We start from the raw sequence: 23,561 nt of genomic DNA, 5'->3' as shown, positions 1-23,561 counted from the left end.
CGCTGATCGCGGGCCTTGCCGCGCTGGATGAGGGACAGGATGTCGACGCTTTGTTCGCCCTTGCCAATCTGGAAGAAGACTGGCAGGCGCAGCAATGGGGCTGGGAAGCCGAGGCGCTGGCCCGACGTGAGGCCCGCGCGCGCGGCTTTGCGCTGGCGCAGCGTTTCGCGCGGCTGGCACGGCCCGGCGCGAAGGCGGAACCTTAAGACCGGTCTGTCCGCTTCACCTTTGAAGAGGAGAAGCCATGACCATTTCCGCCATCGCCATCAACTGCACGCTGAAAAGCGACGAGAGCGCCGTCTCGTCCACCGACTCGATGATTCAGGTCCTGCAAAAGGCCTTTGCCGAGCATGACGTGAAGCTGGAAAAGACCATTCGCGCCGCCGCGCACAACATCCTGCCCGGCGTCACTTCGGACGAGGGCGAAGGCGACGACTGGCCCGCCTTGCGCGAGGAAATCCTGAAGCACGACATATTGATCTTTGGAACGCCGATCTGGATGGGCCAGATCAGCTCGGTCGCCAAGCGCGTGCTGGAACGCATGGACGCGTTCCTGTCGGAAACCGACGATCAGGGCCGCATGCCCAGCTATGGCAAGCTGGCGGTCAGCGCCATCGTCGGCAACGAGGATGGCGCGCATTGGGCATCGTCGCAGATATTCCAGTCGTTGAACGACACGGGCTGGACCATCCCGCCCGTCGCCAATTGCTATTGGGTAGGCGAAGCGATGGGTTCGACTGACTTCAAGGATCTGAAGCAGGTGCCCGACAAGATCACCCAGACGGCCGCGATGGTCGCATCGAATGCCGCCCATCTGGCGGGAGTGCTGAAGGGCAATCCCTTCCCCGGCTGATTTTCGTGGCCGGCAAACGTCCCGCCTATTGCGTGAAGCCGTTCATCCACTCCGCGACCGATGCGGCGACCTCGTTCGCTGCATCGTTCAGCGCCGGGGCCACATAGATCGAATCCGCCGCGATGCCCGGTACGCTGTGTGAAAAGCGCTGCGCGTTGATATTGCCCTCGGGATCGACGCGTACCGCGTCATAGGTGACGGTCACCGACATCGACGGAACGTCATAGCCCATCTCGACCAGCCGGCCATATAGACGCGTGCGATTGGGCAGGCCCGGATCGGCGCCCGCGATCACCAGACGGCCGGTGGAAACGCGCAGGGTCTCGGCCAGCAGGCCCTGAAACAGGCGCGAGGGATGGTCGACGTAGAACGCGTTCTGCAGATAGGCGACGCTCGACGGGTCGATCTGCACCGGCACGCGGTTGACGTCCAGCCGGTCCTCGACCTCGGGCTCGAACACGAAGATCGCCGAATCGACCGTGCCCTGGCTGGCCGCGCCCGCAGGCGCGCTGGTGCGAGGGGTCAGGGTGATCAGCTGCTCTGGCGGATCGCCGCCCGCGCCGATGCTGACGCATGACGCCAGCAAGGCGGCCGGCAAGGCTGCGCCGAACAGGGAAAGAACGCGCTTCACATTCATCACGGCTCATACTCCGGCAGGGGCTTGCTGTTCAGGAAGGCCCCTGCGCCATCGTCGTTCAGCTTTTCGGTCACGTTGCGCAGCGCGCGGGTGGTGGCGCGCAGATCGCGGATCGCGGCCTCGGTCTCGGGCAGCGTGCTCGACGACAATTGCTGCGCGGCGGGGCGCACGTCGTTGATCGTCGCTTCCAGCGTGGTCATCGCGCTTTCCGCGCTGGCCAGCGTTTCGCGCAGCTGATCGGCCAGCGACTGGCCCTCGCCGTTCACCAGGCGGTCGGTGGACTTGGCGACCTTCTCGAACTCGGCCAGCGTCAGCGTGGCCTGCCGCAGGGTCGATTGCAGTTCGGCCATGGTCTGGTCGATGCGCGGGGTCGCCTCGGCCAGATTGCGCGTCATCCGGTCGGTGTTCTGCAGGATGCCCTCAATCGATTCCTGGTTTTTGTCCGACAGCACCATGGTCAGCCGTTCGGTCAAGGTCGCCAGCCGCTCCATCAGCAGCGGGGCATTGGTCAGCAATTCGCCAAGCCCGCCGCGCCTTGTGGGAATGACAGGCACGCCTTCGGGCCCCGGCTCGGTGATCGGGGGCGCGCCCCTGACGGCGCCTTCCAGCTGGATGGTCGATACGCCGGTAAAGCTTCCCTGAATCGTCGCGGTGGTGCCTTGCAGGACGGGCACTTCCTCATCCACCGAGACGCGGACGCGGACGAATTCGGGATCCTTCTTCCACAGCTCGATCTTGGTCACCTTGCCGGCGGGAACGCCCGCATAGGCAACCTCGGACCCGCGGGCGAGGCCGCTGACCGATTGCTTGAAGAAGATGTCATATTCGTTCTGGGCACCCTCGTTCAGCCGGGCGATCCAGATGATGAATGCGGCGGCCATCGCCAGCAGCAACAGGGTGACTGCCCCCACCCATATATGGTTTGCCCGCGTTTCCATGCCTGTCTGCCCCTATGCCCTCTCGGGACCTGTCTTGTCCATCGCGCCGGGATTTGCGGCGGAGGAGGAATCGTACGATGCCTGTGCGGCCCGCCCGCGCGGTCCGTTGAAATATTCCTGGATCCACGGATGATCGGTCGCCAGCAATTCCGGAATCGTGCCTACCGCGATCACCTTCTTGTCGGCCAGCACCGCCACCCGGTCGCAGATCGCGTGCAGCGTGTCGAGGTCGTGCGTGATGAGGAACACCGTCAGCCGCAGCGTATCGGCCAGTTCGCGCGTCAGCCGGTCGAACGCCGCCGCGCCCACCGGGTCCAGCCCGGCGGTCGGCTCGTCCAGAAACAAAAGCTCGGGATCGAGCGCCAGCGCACGCGCAAGGCCCGCGCGCTTTTTCATGCCGCCCGACAGTTCGGACGGATATTTGCTCGCCGCCTCGGCCGGAAGGCCCGACAGCACGACCTTGTAGCGCGAAATCTCGTGCCGCAGTTCCGTGGAAATCTCAGGATAGAATTGCTTGAGCGGCACCTCGACATTCTCGGCCACGGTCAGGGTGGAGAACAGCGCACCGCCCTGGAACAACACGCCCCAGCGCGAACGAATACTCTCGTCATCCCGGTTGTCGGGATCGGTCAGATCGCGCCCCAACACCTCGATCCGGCCCGAGCGAGGCGTCTGCAGACCGATGATGGAGCGCATCAGCACCGATTTGCCCGTGCCCGATCCGCCGACGACGCCGATGATTTCGCCTCGCCTGACCTTGAGCGAAAGATCCTCGTGCACGACCTGCTCGCCAAAGGCATTGGTGATGTCTTCGATGACGATCGGAAACTCGCCGTCGAACTCCGGCGGCGTGAAGACCGCGTCTTCGGTGGCCTGTGCGATCAGGTCTTCGGCTCGCTTGCTGGCCATCAGCCCCACCCGATCTCGGTAAAGAAGATCGCGAAGAACGCGTCCAGCACGATCACCATGAAGATTGCCTGCACCACCGCCATGGTCGTGCGCTTGCCCACTTCCTCGGCATTGCCGGACACCTGCATGCCCTGATAGCAGCCCGCCAGCCCGACGATCAGCCCGAACACCGGCGCCTTGATCAGCCCGACCCACACATCGGTCAGCGGCACCACTTCGCGGATCCGCTGAAGGAAGGTGAAGAACGGGATGTCGAGTGCGAAATTGGCAATGAACGCACCGCCGATGATCGCGAGGACAGAGGCGAAGAAGCCCAGGGGAATCATCATCAGCACCGCCGCCAGAATGCGCGGCAGGATAAGCCGTTCCATCGGCGACACGCCGATCACGCGCATCGCATCGACTTCCTCGGTCAGTTTCATGGTGCCGATCTGCGCGGCAAAGGCGCTGCCCGACCGGCCCGCGACCATGATCGCGGTCATCAGCACGCCCAGTTCGCGGAAAGACAGCCGCCCGGTCAGGTTGATCGTGTAGATCTCGGCCCCGAACTGTGCGAGTTGCACCGCGCCCTGCTGCGCGATGACGATGCCGATCAGAAAGCTCATCAATCCGATGATGCCCAGCGCGGACACGCCGACCAGTTCGAACTGGCGGACCAGCGCGGTCATCGGGAAACGGCGCGGATGGCGGATCAAAGACCCCATTGCGATCACCGAAGCGCCGAGGAAGTCGACGACGCCCGCGACCCCGCGCGCCCAGTCGATGACCCGTTCGCCCACCGCATCGGGGACCCGGCTGAGCAGGCGTGCGCGCGGCGGGGTGATGTCGGCGCTGCTGGCGCATTCCTCAACCGCGTCGATCAGGCGGCGTGCCTTGTCGCTGGCCCCCTCGATCCGTGCATCCAGCGCACCTGCCGCGCGCATGATTACCCACGCACCGACGGTGTCGATATCCTCGACCTGCGAAATATCGATGGCGGCAAGCGAATCGATTTCGCGCAGGCGATTGTCCAGCGGCGCAATGGACGAGACCGTCAGAGGCCCCGTCACCACCAGCACCGGGCCGCCTTCACCGTCCCTCGTATCGAATTCCGCCCAGTCGCGCATGGTGGCGGTCATGGTCGAAAAAACGCTCGCTCACAAGCGTCTGCCGACAGGCGGGCACAAGCCGTCCGGGCATCTGTTGTGTAAATGGCGTGTTTCTGGTGCTTGCCCCCCGCCCGGCACGCTGGCAAAGCGCGCCACATGAGCGACGCTGAAACCATCACCACGAATTTGCCGAAAACCTTCGATCCCGCCGAGATCGAGGTGCGTTGGTACGCGCATTGGGAACAGGGCGGCCTGTTCCGGCCCGAACGCCCGGATGCCGAGGCCTTTACCATCGTCAATCCGCCGCCGAACGTGACGGGCAGCCTGCATATCGGCCACGCGCTCGACAATACGCTGCAGGATATCGTGATCCGCTACGAACGGCTGCGCGGCAAGGATGCGCTGTGGGTCGTCGGCACCGATCACGCGGGCATCGCGACGCAGATGGTGGTGGAACGCCAGATGGAGGCGCGGCAGGACAAGCGCACGAATTACACGCGCGAGCAGTTCATCGACAAGGTCTGGGAATGGAAGCACGAAAGCGGCGGCACGATCACGCGCCAGCTGCGCCGCCTTGGCTGTTCGATGGACTGGAGCCGCGAGCAGTTCACGATGGATCCGCATTTCACCAAGGCGGTGCTGAAGGTCTTTGTCGACCTGTATAATCAGGGCCTGATCTATCGCGACAAGCGTCTGGTGAACTGGGACCCGGCGCTCAAGACCGCGATCTCTGACCTGGAGGTCGAGACGCGCGAGGTTCAGGGCGGCTTCTGGCATTTCCGCTATCCGCTGGCGGACGGCGTGACGCTGGATAACGGGCAGGATTATATCGAGGTCGCGACCACGCGCCCCGAAACGATGCTGGCCGACATGGCGGTGGCCGTGCATCCTGAGGACGAGCGCTATGCCAGCGTGATCGGCAAGGAGATCGAGCAGCCGATCACCGGCCGCCGTTTCCGCATCGTGGCCGACGAACATGCCGATCCCGAACTGGGTTCGGGCGCGGTGAAGATCACGCCGGGGCACGATTTCAACGACTTCGAGGTGGCCAAGCGCGCCGGGATCGCGGCGGGCGACATGCTCAACATGCTCGATGGCGAAGCGCGCGTGGTGCAGACCGCCGACGGACTGGTGCCGGACGAGTTCCTCGGCCTCGACCGGTTCGAGGCACGCACGCTGGTCGTGCAGCGCATGAAGGACGCCGGCTTCCTGATCCCGCATGTGACGAAGGATGCGGAGGGCAACGAGACCGAGCACGACGCCGAACCGCGCACCATCGCCACCCCCTTCGGCGACCGCGGCGGCGTGGTGATCGAACCCTGGCTGACCGACCAGTGGTATGTCGATGCCGAGACACTGGCGAAAGGCCCGATCGAGGCGGTGAAGGACGGCCGCATCGAGATCGTGCCGAAAAGCTGGGAAAAGACCTTCTTCAACTGGATGGAGAACATCCAGCCATGGTGCGTCTCGCGCCAGCTGTGGTGGGGTCACCAGATCCCGGCATGGTATGCCGAGGACGGCAGCGTTTATGTCGCGGAGACCGAGGAAGAAGCGCAGAAGCTGGCGGGCGGCGGCGCGGTGCTAACGCGCGACAATGACGTGCTCGACACTTGGTTTTCCTCCGCGCTGTGGCCTTTTGCCACGCTCGGCTGGCCGGACGACACGGAACTGGTGAAGAAGCATTACCCGAACTCGCTGCTCGTCTCGGGCTTCGACATATTGTTCTTCTGGGATGCGCGCATGATGATGCAGGGCATGCATTTCATGGGTGAAGTGCCGTGGCCGCGCCTCTATCTCCACGGCCTCGTGCGCGCTGCCGATGGCGCGAAGATGTCGAAGTCCAAGGGCAATGTCGTCGACCCGCTGGGCCTGATCGACCAGTACGGCGCCGATGCGCTGCGCTTCTTTATGGCCGCCATGGAAAGCCAGGGCCGCGACGTGAAGATGGATGAAAAGCGGGTCGAGGGTTACCGCAATTTCGCCACCAAATTGTGGAATGCCGCCCGCTTCTGCGAGGCGAACGGCATCGCCGCATCCACGCAGATCGCCGCGCCTGAGGCGACCAGCGCGGTCAATCGCTGGATCATCGGCGAAACCGTCGCCACGCTCAAGGCGCTGGACGAGGCGATGGCCGCGCTGCGCTTCGACGCGGCGGCGAACACGATCTATCAGTTCGTCTGGGCCAATTTCTGCGACTGGTACCTCGAACTGATCAAGGGACAGATCGACGCCGAGACGAAGGCCGTAGCCGGCTGGGTGCTCGATCAGATCCTCGTCATGCTGCACCCGTTCATGCCCTTCATCACCGAAGAGCTGTGGTCCAAGCTGGGCGACCGCGCAGATTATCCGCTGATCACCGCCAAATGGCCGCAGCCGCAGGCCGACATCGACCCCGCCGCCAAGGCCGAGGTCGACTGGCTGATCGCGCTCACCACCGCGCTGCGGGCTGCGAAGAACGAGCTCGGTCTTGCGCCCGGTGCCAAGCTGGACGCCTACGTCGTCAACCCCAGCATTACCGCGAAGAAAGCGCTGGCCGTTAACTCGACATCGATCGGACGTGTAGCCCGCCTTGGTGCCGTATTTCAGCACGAGCCCCCCAAGGGCGCGGCTATGCAGGTGACGGCGGGCGACGACACATTCATCATCCCGCTCGAAGGGCTGATCGACATCGACGCCGAAAAATCCCGCCTCGAAAAGGCGCTGGCCGCGTCGCAGAAGGAAGCCAAATCGCTCGAAGGCCGGCTGTCGAACGCCAATTTCACCGAGCGGGCCAAGCCCGAAGCCGTCGAAAAGGCCCGCGCAGACCACGCGCATCATTCGGCCGAGGTCGAGCGGCTGACGGCGGCGCTGGCGCGGCTGGGGTAGCGGATTGCCGATCGTCCTCGCCACGACCCAGCCGGGCGAGCCGGAAATCTTTGCCTCGCTGCAAGGCGAAGGGCCGTCGACCGGGCGGCCCAGCGTGTTCGTGCGCCTGTCGCGCTGCAACCTGGCCTGCGTGTGGTGCGACACCGCCTATACGTGGCGCTTTTCCGGCGACAACCGCCCGCATCGCGGCGGCGAGAGCTTCGCCCGCAAGGCGAATCAGGTCGCGGTGGACGAGGGCGATGCCGCGCAGAAGATCCTCGCCCTCGATCCCGACCGCCTTGTCGTCACGGGCGGCGAACCCTTGCTGCAGGCCCCGGCCCTCACGCGGCTGATCACCCTGCTGCGCGAGATCCGCCCGCGCCTTCACGTCGAAATCGAGACCAACGGCACGGTCGAGGCTCCAAGGGCGCTCGACACGCTGATCGATCAGTACAATGTCAGCCCCAAGCTGGCGCATAGCGGCAATGACGCCGATCTCGCGCTGATCCCCGAACGGCTGCAGGCCTATTCGGAAGACCCGCGCGCCTTCTTCAAATTCGTGATCGCGACCCCTGCGGATCTGGACGAAGTGCTTGATCTGAAACGGACATACGGCATCCTGCCCAGCCGCCTGCAGCTAATGCCCGAAGGCACGGATTCCGCCACGCTCTACGACCGCATGCGCTGGCTTGCCCCGCTGGCGATGCAGCACGGGCTGCGCCTGACCGACCGGCTGCATATCCATCTTTACGGCGACACGCGCGGGACGTAAGGGGCGCGACCCTCAGAGAATCGGCGCTCCACCCGCCCTCTCCAAACCGTCCCCAAATTGTCTTCGTCGCGGCCTATCGGTCGGCGACGTGCCCCTGCGTGAGCCCTGCCCCACATGAAAAGCTGGATATTGTACAAGGACTCGGCCGCCGCGCTGAAGCCCGAGGCCTATGAAGTCAAACGCCTGATCGAGACCGGCGAAAAGCGCGGGCACGAGATCGAGGTGTTCAAGCCCGAACAGTTCGAACTGCTCGTCACCGCCGCGACCGAGCGCAGCCTGATGGTCGATTCCGCCGTCGTCGACCTGCCCGACGTGCTGCTGCCCCGCATGGGCGCGGGCACGACCTATTTCGCGCTGTCGGTCATTCGCCAGTTCGAACGGCTGCGCGTGCCCACCTTCAACACCTCTCTGTCGATCGAGACAGTGCGCGACAAGCTGTTCACTCACCAGCTGCTCGGCCGCGCCAAGCTGCCGATCCCCAAGACGATGCTGGCGAAATTCCCCATCGATGTCGGGCTGGTCGAACGCAAGCTGGGCTTTCCCGTGGTGGTCAAGACGCTTAGCGGCAGCCAGGGCAGCGGCGTGTTTCTGTGCGAAGGCCGCCAGAATTTCGAGGATCTGATGGAGCTGATCCGTGCCACCCAGTCCAACGCGAACCTGATCTTCCAGGAATTCATCGCCGACAGCCGCGGCCGCGACATTCGCATCTTCGTAATAGGCGGCCGCGTCGTCGCCGCGATGGAGCGCCGCTCGGTCAACGACAATTTCAAGGCAAATTTCTCGCTGGGCGGCGAAGTCGTGCCGTTCAAGCCCGACCGCAACGCCGAATGGCTGGCGCTGGAAAGCGCGCGTCTGCTGGGCCTCGACATCGCGGGCATCGACCTGCTGTTCGACGGCGACGGCTACAAGATCTGCGAAGCGAACAGCTCTCCGGGTTTCGAGGGGATCGAAAGCTGCTGCGACGTCGATATCGCGGCGGAAATCCTGGATTTCATCAGCTTCCGGCTCTGACCCACAGGCCTAGCTGCCGCCGCTTTCCGCAAGGTCGCGGGCCAGATCGCCCAGATCGGCGTCTGGCCCGATGATGCGCCACTGATCGGGCGTGCGCGTGTCGACCAGCACCACGCCGCGCTTTGGGCATATGTCGAGGCAGGGCACCTCGACGATGCCCAGCCCGGCCTTGCGACCCTTGCCCGTGACGACACCCTGGGCGGCCAGCTCGTTCTTCAGCGCCTTGGCCAGCCCGCCCTTGCGGCTGCCAAAATCGGCGCCCCGCTTCGCCTGTTTCCGGCTGCATTTGCGGCACACCAGAATGGCGTGCGACCAGTTCGACCTTATATTGCTCTTCATGACACCATAATGCGCAGGCGCTGCAATCGTTGCCCTTGCATCGCTTCCCTTGTGGGCAATGGCTGGCGGACGACCCTGCGCGAACGCGTCCTGCCGGACAGGGCTGAGCATTGTTTCGCCTTTGGCCTTTCCCTGCCCGTATCCAACCGGTTATCCGCCCCCTGTGACGGCGGCATACCTGTCGCAATCGCGGCGGAACTCCCTTAGGGCTCTGCGACCCGGATCCGACCGGCCGGATGGAACGAATGACGAGACTGACCGAATGAAAATAGCAATCTTTGGCCTTGGCTATGTCGGCCTGTCGAACGCGGTGCTGCTGGCGCAGCATAACGAGGTGATGGCAGTGGACATCTCGGCCGAACGGGTGGCGATGCTGAACGACCGCAAATCGCCGATCATCGACGCCGAGCTTGAGGAATTCCTCGCCAATCGCCCCCTGATGCTGAAGGCGACGCTGGACGCGAAAGAGGCGCTGGCGGGCGCCGATTACGTATTGGTCGCGACGCCGACCAATTACGATGTCGACACCAACAAGTTCGACACCTCCACCGTCGAGGACGTGGTCAGGACCGCCACCGAACATGCGCCCGAGGCGACCATTGTCATCAAGTCGACCATTCCCGTCGGCTTCGTGAAGGACATTCGTGCGCGGCTGGGGACCGGGCAGGTGATCTTCAGCCCCGAATTCCTGCGCGAAGGGCGCGCGCTGTGGGACAATCTCCACCCCTCGCGCATCATCGTGGGGGAGCAATCGGAACGGGCGCGCATCTTCGCCGATCTGCTGCTGGAAGGCGCGGTCAGGAAAGACGTAGAGATCCTGTTCACCGACCCGGACGAGGCCGAGGCGATCAAGCTGTTCGCGAACACCTTCCTCGCCATGCGCGTCGCCTTTTTCAACGAGCTGGACAGCTATGCCATCGCGGGCGGGATGGATACGCGCCAGATCATCGACGGCGTGTGCCTCGACCCGCGGATCGGCGGGCACTACAACAATCCCAGCTTCGGCTATGGCGGGTACTGCCTGCCCAAGGATACCAAGCAGCTGCTCGCCAATTATTCAGAGGTGCCGCAGAACCTGATTCGCGCGATCGTGGATGCGAACCGCACGCGCAAGGATTTCCTGGCCGAGCTGATCATCGCCCGCAAACCCCGCAAGGTCGGCGTCTATCGCCTTGTAATGAAGGCGGGTTCGGACAATTTCCGCCAGTCGTCGATCCAGGGCATCATGAAGCGGATCAAGGCCAAGGGGATTGAAGTCGTGGTCTATGAACCCGCGATGGAAGAGGAGAGCTTCTTCGGATCGAAGGTGATCCGCGATCTGGGCGAGCTGAAGCGCGAATGCGACATCATCGTCGCCAACCGGATGACGGACGAGATTGCCGACGTCGAGGACAAGGTCTTTACCCGCGACCTGTTCGGCGCGGATTAAAGTTCCACCGACATCCCGGCCAGCCGCTCCACTTCGGCCCGGTCATGGCTGACATAGAGGATGGGGAGCGCGAAACGGTCGCGGATTTCCTCGACGATGCGCAATATGTCCTGCCGCCGCGCATCGTCGAGCGAGGCCGTCGGCTCGTCCAGCAGCAGGAAGCGCGGCGCGCGCAGCAGGGCGCGGGCGATGGCGGTGCGGCGGATCTCTCCGCCCGACAATTCGCGCGGGCGGCGGTGCAGCAAATGGGCGATGCCCAGTAATTCGGCGCATTCTTCCGCGCCCGCGAATGGTGTGCGGCCGCTGCCGTAGCGCATGCCGAACGACAGGTTCTGTTCGACCGACAGATGCGGAAACAGGCGGCTGTCCTGAAACACGTAACCCGCTCCGCGCGCCTCGGGCCGAAGGTCGATGCCTTTGGCCGCATCGAACAACACCGTGCCGCCCACCGCGATATGCCCGCGTTCAGGACGCAGCAGGCCCGCAATCGCGTCGAGAACGCTGGTCTTGCCCCGCCCCGACGGCCCGACCAGCGCGACAAGGCTGTCCTGCGACGCGATGCGCGCCTCGATCTGCCGGTCGGGCCGCGCGATGACGATATCGATGTCGAAGGCGAGCGCGGTCACAGGACGGGCGGCCCCTTGCCCCGCGTGCCGCGGCGGACCAGCCATTCGGACACCATCAGCGCCGCCAGCGACAGCCCGATCGAGATCATGGCGAGGCGCGCCACCTCGGCCTCCGCGCCGGGGACCTGCAAGGCGGTATAGATCCCCAGCGGCAATGTGCGCGTCTCGCCGGGAATATTCGAGGCGAAGGTGATCGTCGCGCCGAATTCGCCGATCGAACGCGCAAAGCCCAGCACCAGCGCCGCGAATACGCCCGGCGCCGCCAGCGGCAGGGTGATGCGGCGGAACACGTCCCAGCGCCCCGCGCCCAGAGTCCGCGCAGCGCTTTCGAGGCGCGTGTCGACCGCATCGATGGAAAGACGGATCGCCCGGACCATCAGCGGCAGCGCCATCACTGCGGCCGCCAGAGCCGCGCCGGTCCAGTGGAACGAGAACACGATGCCGAACAGCCGGTTCGCCCACGCCCCCACCGGCCCCTGCGGCCCGAAGGCGAGCAGCAGCAGATAGCCCGTCACCACCGGGGGCAGCACCAGCGGCAGATGCACCAGCGCATCGACCAGCACCATCCCCGGAAAGCGCCGCCGCGCCAGCAGCCACGCCAGCGCAAACGCAAGCGGAAGCACCGCCGCGATGGCGACGAGGCTGACCTTCAGCGACAGGCTCACGATGGTCCATTCGGCTGGTGTCAGCATGTGTCTAACCCGCCGGACCAAAGCCGTGGCGCGCGAAGATGGCCGCACCTTCGTCCGATAGCAGGAAACGCTGGAAAGCCTCGGCCTCGGCATTTGTCCCGCCCTTCAGCAAGGCGACCGGGTAGCGGATAGGCGAGTGGCTGCCGGGTGGAAAGGTCCCGGCAATCCGCACGGCGGGTTCAGACGCCGCGTCCGTGGCATAGGCGATCCCCAAAGGTGCCGCGCCGCGCGCGACGAGCTGCAACGCCGCGCGCACATTCTCGGCAGGTGCCAGCCGGTCGGCGACATCGTCCCAGACCCCCAGTCGGACCAGCGCCGCGCGGGCATAGCGGCCAGCGGGGACGGTTTCCGTTTCGGCCACGGCCAGGCGTCCGGCGCCCAAGGCCTCGGCCAGCGGGAAGCCGGGATTGGGCGTCAGTGAAACCCCCGATCCCGCAGATGCGACGATCACCAGCCTGTTCGTCGCCAGCACCGCGCGTGTATCGCGCCGCAGCAGGTCCGCCCGCTCCAGCACGTCCATCCAATCCTCGTCAGCCGATACGAAGATGTCGGCAGGCGCGCCCGCCTCTATCTGCCGGGCGAGCGCGGAACTGGCCGCGAAGGACAGCACCGGGCGCGGATGACCCCTGACCGCCCAGACATCGGCGGCGTCTTCCAGCGCGTCGTGCATGCTCGCCGCTGCCAGCACGATGGGGCCGGTCGGCGCGGCCTCGCGCGCGCCGCTTCGCCACGCGGCGGCCAGCAGCAATGCGACCAGCACCGCCGAAAGCGCGATTGCCCATGACCTGACGATATGCGACATGGCCCGCGACCTATCGCGCGGCGCGGCGGAAGGAAAGCGCCTTGCGCGCCAGCACCGGCAGCGCCGCCATGGAACAAGGGAGCGACATGACGCATCAGGACGGCAAGATCGACGTGGATATCGACCCGGCCCATTTCCGCACGGTGCTGGGCCATTACCCGACCGGCGTGTGCGTCATCACCGCCACGCATGAAAATGCCGGCGCGGTGGGGATGGTCGTGGGCAGCTTCGGTTCGGTTTCGCTCGAACCGCCGCTGGTCGCGTTCTATGTCGGCAGCGCGTCGAACAGCTGGGCACAGATCCGCGAATGCGGCCAATTCTGCGTGAACGTTCTGGGCGAGGACCAGCTCGAGCTGTGCAAACGCATAGCCAGCCGCCGCGAAGACAAGTTCCACGACATCTCGCACCGCAAGTCCGAACATGGCATGCCCGTGCTGGACGGCGTGGTGGCGGCGATCGAATGCACCATTGAAAGCGAGACCGACGCGGGCGACCATGTCATCGTGCTGGGCCGCGTGGTGAACCTCAAGACCGAGCGTGATGTCGGGCCGCTGCTGTTCTTTCGCGGCGGATATGGACGGTTCGAACTGCTGGACTGATCAGGCCCAGGGGTTCCCGCCCACTCAGACCCTGCCCATGACCGGGATACTGGCGCCCGTCACCGCGCTGGCGGCATCGGACAGCAGGAAGGCGATCACGGCGGACAGTTCCTCGCCCTTCACCCATTTGTCGGCGCCTTCCTCGCCCATGTCGGCGCGATTGGCGGGCGTGTCCAGGATCGAAGGCAGCACCGCGTTGACGCGAATGCGCCTGTCCTTCACCTCGTCGGCCAGGGCTTCGGTCAGGCGGGCGACGCCGGACTTGCTGGCGGTATAGGCGCCCATGCCAGCGCCCGCCCTTGCCGTGGCCGCCGCCCCGACATTGACGATGGACGCGCCAGAGCGAAGATGCGGCAGCGCTGCGCGGCAGGCATTGAGCGCGGTCACGACATTCATCGCGAACATGCGCTGCCAGCTTTGCAGCGAGCCTTCCGCGACGGTTTCCCAAGTGAAACCGCCCGCGACATTGGTCAGACCGTCGATGACGCCATCCGCGGCGATCCGCGCAAACGCGTCCCTCGCCGCCGCCTCGTCGGTCAGGTCCACGCCGCCGACGAAAGCGCCCGGCCCGCCCGCGGTCGCACCGATGTCGACACCGACGGTGTCATGACCGGCAGCATTCAGCGCCGCGATCACGGCTTTGCCCAGCGCGCCCGCCGCGCCGGTGACGACGATCCTCTTACTCATAATCGCTTTGCCCTTCCTTCGAAGCCATTGCGCTATCCGGCCTGTCTAGAGCGGATGACGACCGCAATGGAACAGGAACCGTCAAACGTCAGACCTGCGATCAATGGCGCGGGCCGGAAGGACGGCCTGCCTTGCCCGGGCCCGACTTACCCGGACGGGGTTTGCCGGAATGGGGCCTGTCGGAACGCGGTTTATCGGATCGGGGTTTATCGGATCGGGGCTTGTCCGCCCGAAACTTGCCCTTTTGCGGCTTGCCGTCATGCGGCTTGGCCGGGCGCGGCTTGTCTGCATACGGTTTTCCCGAACGCGGGCCGTCAGAGGCCTGCCTGTCGGCAGGCGGGCCATTGTCAAAGGGGTCGCGGCGGGGCTTGCCCCTTGCCGGCGCTCCATCGCTGTGCCGCGGTCCGGCGTTCGGCTTGCCGCGCGGCGGGCCGTCGCGGCGATCGCGCGGCTTGCCCCCAGCATGACCCCGGGCATTGTCGCGTCCATGCGCGCGAGCGGCTTCGCGCGGCGGGCCGGAGGTTTCGATATGCACGCTCTCCTCGCCGCTTTCGTCCTGCGCGGTGCGGGCCACGGCCTGCGCGAAACGGTCGGCAATGGCGCGGGGTACCTGGAAATGGGTCTCGTTCGCTCCAATACGGATCGCGCCGACCTCGTTGCGGGTGATATGGCCGCGGCGGCACAGCAGCGGCAGGATCCAGCGCGGATCCGCGTTCTGCCTGCGTCCGATGTCCATGCGGAACCAGGTCACGTCCTCGAACCCCGGGCGGTGACGCTCCTGCTGGGCGGCGCGGCGGGCTTCGGGCGTGTCCTCGGTAATATCCTCGGGCTGCGGCATGGCGGCGCGGTGCGCGCGGACCAGCGCGGCGGCGATGTCCTCGGCCGGACGTTCGGCCATCAAGCGCTGCGCCAGCGCGCGGTCTTCCTCGTCGAATTCCTGAGGGCTGAGCATCGCGGCCAGCAGCCGTTCGCGGTCGTTGGCGCGAATCTGTTCGGGCGTGGGCGCGCCGATCCATTCCGCCTCGATCTTGGCACCGCGCAGCATCGATTCGACGCGCCGGCGACGCGGATAGGGCACCATGATGACCGCCGTGCCCTTCTTGCCCGCGCGGCCCGTGCGGCCCGAACGGTGCTGAAGCGTTTCGGCATCGCGCGGAATCTCGACATGGATGACTAGCGACAGCGTCGGCAGGTCGATCCCGCGCGCGGCAACGTCGGTGGCGACGCAGACACGCGCGCGCCGGTCGCGCAGTGCCTGCAGCGCCTGATTGCGCTCGCTCTGCGAATGTTCGCCGGACAGCGCGACGACGGCAAAGCCGCGTTCCTGCAAGGTTGCGTGCAGGCGGCGCACATTATCGCGGGTGGCGCAGAACAGGATCGCGGTCTCCGCCTCGTGCAGACGCAGCAGGTTGACCACGGCTGCCTCGATCTCGGCGGGCGCGACGGTCACCGCCTGGAACGCGATGTCGCCGTGGCCGCGCGTGTCGCCCGCGGTGGAAATGCGCAGCGCGTCGCGCTGATACCGCTTGGCCAGCGCGACAATCGGCGCGGGCATGGTGGCGGAGAACAGCAGCGTGCGGCGGCTGTCGGGCGTGGCGTCGAGGATCTCTTCCAGATCCTCGCGGAAGCCCATGTCGAGCATCTCGTCCGCCTCGTCCAGAACCACCGCGCTCAGGCGCGAGAGGTCGAGCGCGCCGCGTTCCAGATGATCGCGCAGGCGGCCGGGCGTGCCGACCACGACATGCGCGCCGCGCTGCAAGTTGCGGCGTTCCTTCGACGGATCCATGCCGCCGACGCAGGTCGCGATCCGCGCCCCGGCCTTGGCATAGAGCCATTCCAGCTCGCGCCCGACCTGCAGCGCCAGTTCGCGCGTCGGCGCGATGACCAGCGCCAGTGGCGATCCGGCGGGCTCGGCAAAGCTGCCCAGCAGCTCCCCTGCCAGCGTCAGGCCGAAAGCCACCGTCTTGCCCGATCCGGTCTGCGCCGAAACGATCAGGTCGCGCCCCTGCGCATCGTCCGCAAGGACGGCGGCCTGGACCGAGGTGGGTGCTTCATAGCCGCGTTCGGCAAGGGCCTCGCCAAGAAGGGGCGGAAGATTGGTGAATGTCATAATGCTCTGAACAACGGGGCCGGGCGCCGGGGCGGCAGGCGTAATGAATGGGGGCATTGCGTGTGTCGGCCGGACCGTCTGGGGCCGCCGGAATGCGCAATGAACGGGCCTGTCTGCGGCCAATGACCGGCCCCATACAGGGTTTGTCGTCATTTGGCTTCAAGAATCTTGATGATCGCGGCGGGCAGCGATTCCAGTCACCTATCAGCCGATTGAAACGCCGTGTTTATCGCATTTTCCGCATCGGTCAGGGCCAGTAGCGGATCATGGGCATCACCCGCCGCGACCGGCATGGGATTGGCCGCGATGGCACGGGTCAGGGCAATGCGTTGCTCGGCATCAGGCAGAGCGTCGAAGCGGCTCCAGTCCCACGCCTCGCCCGCGCCGTCATGCAGCAGCCAGCCCAGCGCGCGCACCCGCCCCGCCAGCGCATCGGGGTTCTCGCCGCTGGCCAGCAGCGCCTCGCGCCAGTCGGCAAGCTGGCAGAATACGAAGGAACCCCCGCCCTGCCAGCCGACCCGCTTCGAAATGCCGACTCTGTCGCCCGCGACCACCTTCTTCATCCGCTCCAGCGTGATCGTGCTGGCGTAATCCATCTGCTCCACCCCGATCCAGCGGCGGCCCAGCTTGTGCGCGGCGGCGCAGGTGCTGCCCGAACCGGCGAAGAAATCGAGCACGATATCGCCCGGATCGCTCGACGCCTCGATGACGCGCTTCATCAGGCTTTCCGATTTCTGGCCCTTCACCTCCTGCGTGCCCAGCAGCTTGGATACGCTTTCGCCCGCATAGGACGTGATCGCGACCGAGTTCAGCCGGTCATAGCTGCTGGCATTCCAGACATCCTCGACCGGATAGCGCGCGGGCAGGCCGATCGATTGCGCCGCCTTCATCACGCGGCGCACCGCCGATTTCGCCAGCCCCTCGCGTTCCAGAGTGGCCGACAGTTCCGCTGCCTCGGCAGGTTTGAAGCGCGGGGCGAAATCATGCGGCCCCAGATAGGCCTTGTTAAATGTCATCCTCTCCGCATCGCGGCTGTAGAACAGGATCGTGTCATGGTTGCGGATGAAGTTCTTCGCGCGCGTCTTGAAGCCCGACAGCCAGCCGATGCGCCAGATGATCTCGCGCTGAAAATTGGACGGACCGAACACCTCGTCCATCAGCACTTTCAGATAATGCGCCTCGTTGAAGTCGATATTGACGTAAATGCTGCCATTGGGGGCCAGCAGGTCGCGCGCGAACAGCAGCCGTGCGCGCATGAAGCTGAGCCAGTCGGCGCGCGTGAACCGGTCGTTATAGGCAAAGCCGCCGCTGGCGGTATTATAGGGCGGGTCGATGTAGATCAGCGTGACCTGCCCGCGATAGCGGCGGCGCAGCGTGGCGAGGACCTGCAGGTTCTCACCCCGGATCAGCAGATTGTCCTGCGGCGAAAGCGCAGCGCAATCGGTGGCTCCATCTCCGTCCCAGCGGGTGAAGCCGGTCAGCAGCTTGGGCGACAGCAGCCTGGCGACCTGCTGCGGTTCGCCTTCGATGTCGCGATGGAAACGGGGGACGGCGCGTTCGTCGTGCCCCAGCCCGCCTTCCAACCACGCTCCCTTGCCCGGCCATTCGAGAGACACGTCCCGCGCGCCCCCCGCAGGCGCGGGCAGGTCGGCAAGAAATGCCGCCGTGTCGTCCCGAATGCCCGTTTCCCGCCGCATGGGACGGTCGTGCCTCGCCGAACCACCCGCGGTCAAGCAAGCCGAATTCTTAGCCACCGGTTAATCGCGCCTATCCCGAATCTTAACCATTGCGCGGCATGATCGGCCCGCATCTAAAGCAAGGAGAACCGCAATGATCACTGCAATCGCCATCGTCGGCACCGGCGTCAGCTTCGTCGCTTCGGTCTGGGCCACCAAGGAAATCGTCAAGCAGGACGAAGCGAAAGCCGCAGCCTGAACTTGTAACGGGCGCCGGGCCCCTGCGCCTGGCGCCCCGCTAGCTTTCCGCGGGCGGTCAGGACGGCCCGTAGCGATCGGTCAGGTCGACCGTGCTCATCTTGCCCAGCTTGCGCCCCTTCTTGCGCAGCCAGTCCTTGGCCGACCGGCGGCCCGCGCAATGCAGCTTCATCAGCATGTGCCATACCGGCAGCAGCTTGGACCCCGGATCCATTCCCGCCAGCAGCGCCTGATCGTGAATCTCGTGGATGCGCAGCCGTTGCAGGCTGCCCAGCAATCCGTTCGTAGGCGCGAGTGGCAGCACCGCCTTCTGCATCAGATCCAGACCGCGCAATTCCTTGATCAGGGTCTGGTTGAACCCCAGCTCGGTTATGCGATTGGCGATGCCCGACGGGCTGTGCGGGGTGGTATCGCGCGTGATCGGATTGATGGTGACCAGCAGCAGATCGTCGTTCGGACTGTCCTGCACCAGCGGAATGATCGGCGGATTGGCGGTATAGCCGCCGTCCCAGTAATCCGCGCCCTTGATCGTGACCGGCGGAAACAGCAGCGGCAGGCAGGCGGAGGCAAGCAGCGCGTCGGCCGACAGATCCTCGTTGCGAAAGATATGCGCGCCGCCGGTCCGCGCATTGGTCGCCGACACGAAGATCAGCGGCGCATCTGCCGAGCGGATGGCATCGAAGTCCACATATTCCTCGATCAGCCGGCGCAGCAGCGCCTGCGCGGAACGGCCCAGTTCGGGCGAAGTCGGCAGCGAGAGATCCTGGAACATCGCGGTCCACCACTCGCTCATCGCCTCGAAAGCGAGGGGGAAGGCCTCGGCCATGGGGAGCATCGGGCCCGCCTCGCGGCCAGAGCGGTTGAGCGCCTTCCAGAAGGCCCACAATTTCTTGCCCGCCGCCTCGGGCCCGCCCTCGACAAGGCCGGATACCAGCACGGCGGCGTTGAGTGCGCCCGCACTTGCTCCGCTGACCGCGCCGAAACGCATGTCCGGCTGTTCAAGCAGGAAATCAAGCACGCCCCATGTGAAAGCGCCATGCGCGCCGCCGCCCTGCAGCGCGAGGTCGAGATTGTGTACGGATCGGCCGGGGAGGGATCGGCCGGGTGGGGATTGGGAAGCCATCGGGTTCTCCAGCGATGTTGCAGTGCAGCATAAGCCGCGCGTGGCAGGCTGGCAATGCGTGTTGGGTGCGCTCAGGCGGTGATCGCCTCCATAACCGCCAGCGTTCCGGCTGCGGTGTCCAGCCTGACCCGCGCGCCCGACGGCAGGCTGAGTTGATTGGCGACATGCCCGATATTCGCGCCGATGCACACCGGCACCTGCAACGGGCCAAGATGATGGCGCATCACGTCGGCGACGGAGACGCTGTCGGCATTGTCGGGCGAGCAGCGCGTGCACTGGCCGAAGACGACCCCGGCGACCTCATTCAGCATGCCCGACAGCGCAAGCTGGCTCATCATCCGGTCGATGCGATAGGGCGCCTCCCCGACATCCTCCAGAAACAGGATCGCACCGCGCATGTCGGGCATCCATGGTGTGCCCACCAGCGCGGAAAGGACCGAGAGATTGCCGCCCAGCAGCCGCCCCTCCGCGGCGCCCCCGGTCAGAACCTCGAATGCGGGATCGGGCCGTCCCTGCTTGCGGCGCAGGTCGAGCACTGGCGCGGACCCCGCGAAGGCGAGCCACCACAGGCTGTTCCAGCTGTCCTCTGGCCAGCGGCCGCCTGCATTGGGCGCGTGCAATGTGGGAAACCCCGCGCGCGCCGCGAAGGCCAGGTGCAATCCGGTTATGTCGCTAAAGCCGATCAGCAGTTTTGGATTGGCGCGGATCGTCTGCCAGTCCAGCAGCGGCAATATGCGCGCGCTGCCCCAGCCGCCGCGCACCGCGAACAGCGCCTTTACCTCGGGATCGGCATACATGGCATTGATGTCGGACGCGCGCTGATCGTCGGTGCCTGCCAGATAGCCTTCGACCGCGCCGACATGGGGCGCAAGCCGCGGCACCAGACCCATGGCGCGAACCATATCCGCGACCTCGCCAATGCGCGAGGGATCCTCGAGCGGGCTGGCCGGTTCGACCAGCGCCACGATATCCTCGGTGCGCAGGCGGGGCGGCAGATGGGGAGGCAGGCGGGGCGTGCGGCCAAGCGCGGGCTCGCCGAGCGCCGACCCAAGCCCCATCGCCACCGCACCCGAAAGGATCGCCCGCCTGCTTGTCATGTCCGCCGCATAGCACCGCGAGGCCAGTTTGCGAATCGAGTGTTCCGGTTCCCTTGCCTATTGTGCGGCCCGATGCTTGCCTGCATGATGCGAAAAGGAATTCTGGCCTGTCCGGAAAGGCTAGCAGTTCGGGGGAGGACCACGTCATGAACGACGGTTTCGCAATTGCGCGCGCGGGTCTGGCGATCGGTTTGTGCACCATCGCAGCGCAGCCTGCGGCGGCCCAGTCGATGAACGACAAGGTCTGGGCCGAAATCTCGTTCTTCAAACCCGCCGCCCAGACCGCCGTGCAGGTCGAGGACCGCACCGACGAAGAGCCTGCCACCATCATCAGCCTTGAAGACGATCTGAAGTTCAAGGATTCGGATAGCCTTCCCTCGGCTTTGGTCGGCGTCCAGATGGGCAACGGGTTCTGGGTTTACGGCGAGTATTTCGCCATCGACCGCGAAAGCCGCGCCACAATCGAGCGCGAGATCCGCTTTGCCGGCGTGAAGTTCGAAGCCTCCGCCAATGTATTGAGCGATTTCGAGACCGACACCTATCGCCTGGGCGTAGGCTGGGATTTCCTGCGCAGGGACAATTACGCCATTGGCGTGTCGGGCGGACTGCATGCGACCAATTTCGTGATCCAGCTTGAGGGCGAGGCCTCCTTCGCAGGCGCGACGACGGAGTTCGTCACGCGCAAACGCAACGCGCTGGCGCCCCTGCCGACACTGGGCGTGCACGGCGAAGTCGAGGTGATCCCGAGGCTGACCCTGCGCGGGAAGCTGGATTATCTGGACCTGACGCTGAACAATGCCTCGGGCCGGATCTTCAACGGCGAGGCGATGCTGCTCTACAACATCAACGACAATATCGCGCTTGGCGCAGGCTACCGCCATGTCGATATGCGGCTGGAACTGGCCAAGCAGGACTGGACGGGCAGTATCGACTATCAGTTCGACGGGCCGAAACTGACGCTGAAGGTGGGATTGCGCTGATCGGGAAGGAAGCTGCGCTAAAGGCTTCGCCTCCTGCCTCCCGTATCAGGAAACCGAACAACAACTGATCGCTCAAATCGGAAGGTCCAAGAGTTGACAGTCGAAAGACCAACTAACTAGACGTTTCCGACAATTCGATTTTTCGCCAAGGACCTGAATGCGGCTCCAGTTCGAGAGTAAGAACGCGAGCTGGGCCATCTGGGCACTGGCTGCTGCCTGTCTGAGCGGCGCAGTTCTCTATGGATATCACGATCATTTCTGGCATTCCCGAGATGACGGTTATTTTGCCCATACGGCCGACAGGTTGCTTAATGGCGAGGTTCTGCACCGCGACATCCAGACTCCTCACCCTGGAATAATCCATTTCCTCCATGCGTTTTCATTTTGGCTTTTCGGCGCCGACTTGCACGCTCTTCGAATTTTTCCCGCGCTCGCGACATGGCTTCAGGCGGGTGTCGCCTTTTACCTGATGCGGGATCGCGGCCCGCTTGCCGCTTTCGCTGCCGCTCTGGCTTTCAGTGCGGCTGCCTTTCCTCTCTTTCCCAGTCCGACCCAGCATTGGACATGTCTTTTTCTGGTCGTCATTCTCATGGCCGTTCTTGTGGAATGGCCCGGTCACGGCTGGCTTAAGCTTGTCCTTCTGGGTGCCATTTGCGGCGCCACCATCGGGCTCAGGCAGCCCAGCGGCGTTTTCGTGGCGATGGCCGTTTCCCTGATATGTTTTTCGCAAGCGGAAGAAGCCTCCGACGCCCGAGACGGGGGGCTGGCGCGCTGGTTCCTTGGGCGTTTCGTCATGCTCTGCTTTGCAGGCATCCTGGGCTTTTACGTGTTTACGAATTTCGATCCGCTGTCGGCTCTGTTGTTTGGATGCACACCTTTCGTGTTGCTCTTGCGCGCTGCAGTCTCGCTGCGTGCAGACAACCGTAACGTCCTGCATATGACGGCTTTCCTCTGCGCAGGGGCGATCCTGCCGCTGTCGGCGATCGCGGTGTACCACCTCAGCCATGGTTCGCTGCACGCCTGGTATGCGAACAGCGTCGAGAGCGCGCTGTTACTCAACTCTCTCGATTATGTGGGCGCCAACAGCTATGCCGACCATCTGATGCGCGCGCCCATCGCCGGGATCATGGCGGGTACACCCTCCAGCATCCTCGCGGGCATTTTATGGCCGACCCTTCTCCTCGCCGCGCCCATTGTTGGCTTTTTGCTGATCTGGCGCAAAGAGTTCGGCCAATTGGCCTCAAAAGAGCAAACATTATTAACCCTGCTGGTCTTCTATATTCTTGTGGCCGGCCATCACCCCAGTCGCGTCTATTTCTTCTTTGTCCTTGCACCCATTCTGTTCGGACTGCTCGTCGTCGTTCGGCCAAGGTTTCAGCAGGCGACCAGCCTGCTCGTCGTTTTCATCGCAGGGTCCGTTCTGTATCTTCATGGGGCGCAACCCTTCGAACGGGGTTTGTATGGGGACCTTATCGGTCTTCGAATCCCGACACGGACGCCATTGGCGCTGGAGCGCGGACATTTGCAGGTCTCGTCACTGGAAGCAGAACAGCATCAGAAGATGGTTCGCTTGATCCAGTCCAACAGTGCGCCTTCGGACCCTATCCTGGCACTACCCGGGAATGCAGACTTCCATTTTCTGGCTCAAAGGCCGAACCCTCTGCCCGCCGTGATGCCGGTCTACTCTCTTCACGACCGTGCCAGCCTGTCGGATGCCATCGAAAGGCTAAGGCGGTCCCCGCCGAAGGTCGTCATACATGCGCCTTTGCTGCCGTATAACACGATCTGGACGAACAAGGTCATGGCGCACGTCGAGTGCGACTATGATCGCATCGGGAAAATCGACGGTTTCGTGGTGTATCTTCTGACCAGACCGGATCCCTTTCTTGAGGGATCGAAATGTCGCGGCGAAGCAAGAGAGGGTCAGTCCGTATTGCCCTGAAAAAAGTTTGGGCCAGTACCCATCCCCGCCCCATAGCGTGACAGGTCCGCCAGCAACGGCCGGGGGAAAGTTTGTAGCGATGATCTGGAAAGGGTGGTGCCGCTTACAGGACTCGAAGCGGGATTGATCTCATGAGGATCGTTCATGGC

Annotated in this window: 21 protein-coding genes and 1 pseudogene; 9 read left to right on the top strand and 13 right to left on the bottom strand. The window is 64.7% G+C overall.

Features of this window, described 5'->3' with window-relative positions; all coding sequences use genetic code 11:
• Together AC4FIJ_RS14835 and AC4FIJ_RS14830 are read left to right on the top strand one after the other, a co-directional pair.
• Positions 1 to 206, top strand: a pseudogene (locus AC4FIJ_RS14835) (hypothetical protein); the annotation flags it as partial.
• A gap of 38 nt (positions 207 to 244) precedes the next feature.
• Positions 245 to 853 (top strand): flavodoxin family protein, encoded by a 609-nt coding sequence (locus AC4FIJ_RS14830; RefSeq protein WP_490337436.1) that lies wholly within the window; start codon positions 245 to 247, stop codon positions 851 to 853.
• Between the two features lie 25 nt (positions 854 to 878).
• Here AC4FIJ_RS14830 and AC4FIJ_RS14825 read toward each other — a convergent pair whose 3' ends face one another.
• The 4 genes from AC4FIJ_RS14825 to AC4FIJ_RS14810 are packed head-to-tail and all read right to left on the bottom strand — an operon-like array spanning position 879 to position 4,443.
• Positions 879 to 1,490: an ABC-type transport auxiliary lipoprotein family protein gene (locus AC4FIJ_RS14825; RefSeq protein ID WP_490337435.1), complete on the bottom strand. Its 612-nt coding sequence runs from the start codon at positions 1,488 to 1,490 to the stop codon at positions 879 to 881.
• Positions 1,490 to 2,428, bottom strand: coding sequence for an MlaD family protein (locus AC4FIJ_RS14820; protein ID WP_490337434.1), 939 nt, complete (start codon positions 2,426 to 2,428; stop codon positions 1,490 to 1,492). Before AC4FIJ_RS14820 ends, AC4FIJ_RS14825 begins: the two co-directional genes overlap by 1 nt.
• A 12-nt stretch (positions 2,429 to 2,440) precedes the next feature.
• Positions 2,441 to 3,337: an ABC transporter ATP-binding protein gene (locus AC4FIJ_RS14815; protein WP_490337433.1), complete on the bottom strand. Its 897-nt coding sequence runs from the start codon at positions 3,335 to 3,337 to the stop codon at positions 2,441 to 2,443.
• A complete protein-coding gene (locus tag AC4FIJ_RS14810; RefSeq protein ID WP_490337438.1) occupies positions 3,337 to 4,443 on the bottom strand; it encodes an ABC transporter permease in 1,107 nt (368 codons plus the stop codon). The genes AC4FIJ_RS14815 and AC4FIJ_RS14810 overlap by 1 nt, the downstream gene beginning before the upstream one ends.
• 138 nt (positions 4,444 to 4,581) lie before the next feature.
• Between AC4FIJ_RS14810 and AC4FIJ_RS14805 the strand changes: the two genes are divergently transcribed.
• The 3 genes from AC4FIJ_RS14805 (at position 4,582) to AC4FIJ_RS14795 (ending at position 9,052) form a co-directional block, all read left to right on the top strand.
• The gene (locus AC4FIJ_RS14805; RefSeq protein ID WP_490337432.1) at positions 4,582 to 7,290 is read left to right on the top strand and encodes a valine--tRNA ligase; all 2,709 of its coding nucleotides are present in this window, start codon (positions 4,582 to 4,584) and stop codon (positions 7,288 to 7,290) included.
• A 4-nt stretch (positions 7,291 to 7,294) separates the two neighbouring features.
• Positions 7,295 to 8,041, top strand: a complete 747-nt coding sequence (locus AC4FIJ_RS14800) for a 7-carboxy-7-deazaguanine synthase QueE (protein ID WP_490337431.1) — start codon at positions 7,295 to 7,297, stop codon at positions 8,039 to 8,041.
• Between the two features lie 114 nt (positions 8,042 to 8,155).
• Positions 8,156 to 9,052 carry an ATP-grasp domain-containing protein gene (locus tag AC4FIJ_RS14795; RefSeq protein WP_490337430.1) on the top strand — a complete coding sequence of 299 codons (897 nt, stop codon included), beginning with the start codon at positions 8,156 to 8,158 and terminating at the stop codon, positions 9,050 to 9,052.
• Between the two features lie 9 nt (positions 9,053 to 9,061).
• Here AC4FIJ_RS14795 and AC4FIJ_RS14790 read toward each other — a convergent pair whose 3' ends face one another.
• Complete coding sequence (locus AC4FIJ_RS14790) at positions 9,062 to 9,502, bottom strand: hypothetical protein (RefSeq protein ID WP_490337429.1); 441 nt, start codon at positions 9,500 to 9,502, stop codon at positions 9,062 to 9,064.
• 151 nt (positions 9,503 to 9,653) lie between these two features.
• On the opposite strand from AC4FIJ_RS14790, the gene AC4FIJ_RS14785 reads away from it, so the two are divergent.
• The gene (locus AC4FIJ_RS14785; RefSeq protein WP_490337428.1) at positions 9,654 to 10,820 is read left to right on the top strand and encodes a nucleotide sugar dehydrogenase; all 1,167 of its coding nucleotides are present in this window, start codon (positions 9,654 to 9,656) and stop codon (positions 10,818 to 10,820) included.
• Here AC4FIJ_RS14785 and AC4FIJ_RS14780 read toward each other — a convergent pair.
• The 3 genes from AC4FIJ_RS14780 to modA are packed head-to-tail and all read right to left on the bottom strand — an operon-like array spanning position 10,817 to position 12,940.
• Complete coding sequence (locus AC4FIJ_RS14780; protein ID WP_490337427.1) at positions 10,817 to 11,446, bottom strand: ATP-binding cassette domain-containing protein; 630 nt, start codon at positions 11,444 to 11,446, stop codon at positions 10,817 to 10,819. The genes AC4FIJ_RS14785 and AC4FIJ_RS14780 overlap by 4 nt on opposite strands.
• Complete coding sequence (gene modB, locus AC4FIJ_RS14775) at positions 11,443 to 12,138, bottom strand: molybdate ABC transporter permease subunit (RefSeq protein ID WP_490337426.1); 696 nt, start codon at positions 12,136 to 12,138, stop codon at positions 11,443 to 11,445. Before modB ends, AC4FIJ_RS14780 begins: the two co-directional genes overlap by 4 nt.
• Before the next feature lie 4 nt (positions 12,139 to 12,142).
• The gene (modA, locus tag AC4FIJ_RS14770; protein WP_490337425.1) at positions 12,143 to 12,940 is read right to left on the bottom strand and encodes a molybdate ABC transporter substrate-binding protein; all 798 of its coding nucleotides are present in this window, start codon (positions 12,938 to 12,940) and stop codon (positions 12,143 to 12,145) included.
• 86 nt (positions 12,941 to 13,026) lie between these two features.
• Between modA and AC4FIJ_RS14765 the strand changes: the two genes are divergently transcribed.
• Positions 13,027 to 13,539 carry a flavin reductase family protein gene (locus AC4FIJ_RS14765; RefSeq protein ID WP_490337437.1) on the top strand — a complete coding sequence of 171 codons (513 nt, stop codon included), beginning with the start codon at positions 13,027 to 13,029 and terminating at the stop codon, positions 13,537 to 13,539.
• 24 nt (positions 13,540 to 13,563) lie between these two features.
• Here AC4FIJ_RS14765 and AC4FIJ_RS14760 read toward each other — a convergent pair whose 3' ends face one another.
• The 5 genes from AC4FIJ_RS14760 to AC4FIJ_RS14740 form a co-directional block, all read right to left on the bottom strand.
• Positions 13,564 to 14,226 carry an SDR family oxidoreductase gene (locus AC4FIJ_RS14760; protein ID WP_490337424.1) on the bottom strand — a complete coding sequence of 221 codons (663 nt, stop codon included), beginning with the start codon at positions 14,224 to 14,226 and terminating at the stop codon, positions 13,564 to 13,566.
• Between the two features lie 100 nt (positions 14,227 to 14,326).
• A complete protein-coding gene (locus AC4FIJ_RS14755; protein ID WP_490337423.1) occupies positions 14,327 to 16,336 on the bottom strand; it encodes a DEAD/DEAH box helicase in 2,010 nt (669 codons plus the stop codon).
• A 197-nt stretch (positions 16,337 to 16,533) separates the two neighbouring features.
• Positions 16,534 to 18,033, bottom strand: a complete 1,500-nt coding sequence (locus tag AC4FIJ_RS14750; RefSeq protein WP_490337422.1) for a site-specific DNA-methyltransferase — start codon at positions 18,031 to 18,033, stop codon at positions 16,534 to 16,536.
• Between the two features lie 295 nt (positions 18,034 to 18,328).
• Complete coding sequence (locus tag AC4FIJ_RS14745) at positions 18,329 to 19,393, bottom strand: patatin-like phospholipase family protein (RefSeq protein WP_490337421.1); 1,065 nt, start codon at positions 19,391 to 19,393, stop codon at positions 18,329 to 18,331.
• Between the two features lie 71 nt (positions 19,394 to 19,464).
• Entirely contained in the window at positions 19,465 to 20,490 is a 1,026-nt protein-coding gene (locus tag AC4FIJ_RS14740) for a S66 peptidase family protein (RefSeq protein WP_490337420.1), read from the bottom strand.
• Between the two features lie 146 nt (positions 20,491 to 20,636).
• Between AC4FIJ_RS14740 and AC4FIJ_RS14735 the strand changes: the two genes are divergently transcribed.
• Positions 20,637 to 21,470 (top strand): hypothetical protein, encoded by an 834-nt coding sequence (locus tag AC4FIJ_RS14735; RefSeq protein ID WP_490337419.1) that lies wholly within the window; start codon positions 20,637 to 20,639, stop codon positions 21,468 to 21,470.
• A 157-nt stretch (positions 21,471 to 21,627) separates the two neighbouring features.
• The gene (locus AC4FIJ_RS14730) at positions 21,628 to 23,412 is read left to right on the top strand and encodes a hypothetical protein (RefSeq protein WP_490337418.1); all 1,785 of its coding nucleotides are present in this window, start codon (positions 21,628 to 21,630) and stop codon (positions 23,410 to 23,412) included.
• Positions 23,413 to 23,561: the final 149 nt, after the last annotated feature.

This window comes from Croceicoccus sp., assembly GCF_983967925.1.
Note: the sequence above shows the minus strand (reverse complement) of the source record. Positions and strands in the feature narration are given on the sequence as shown.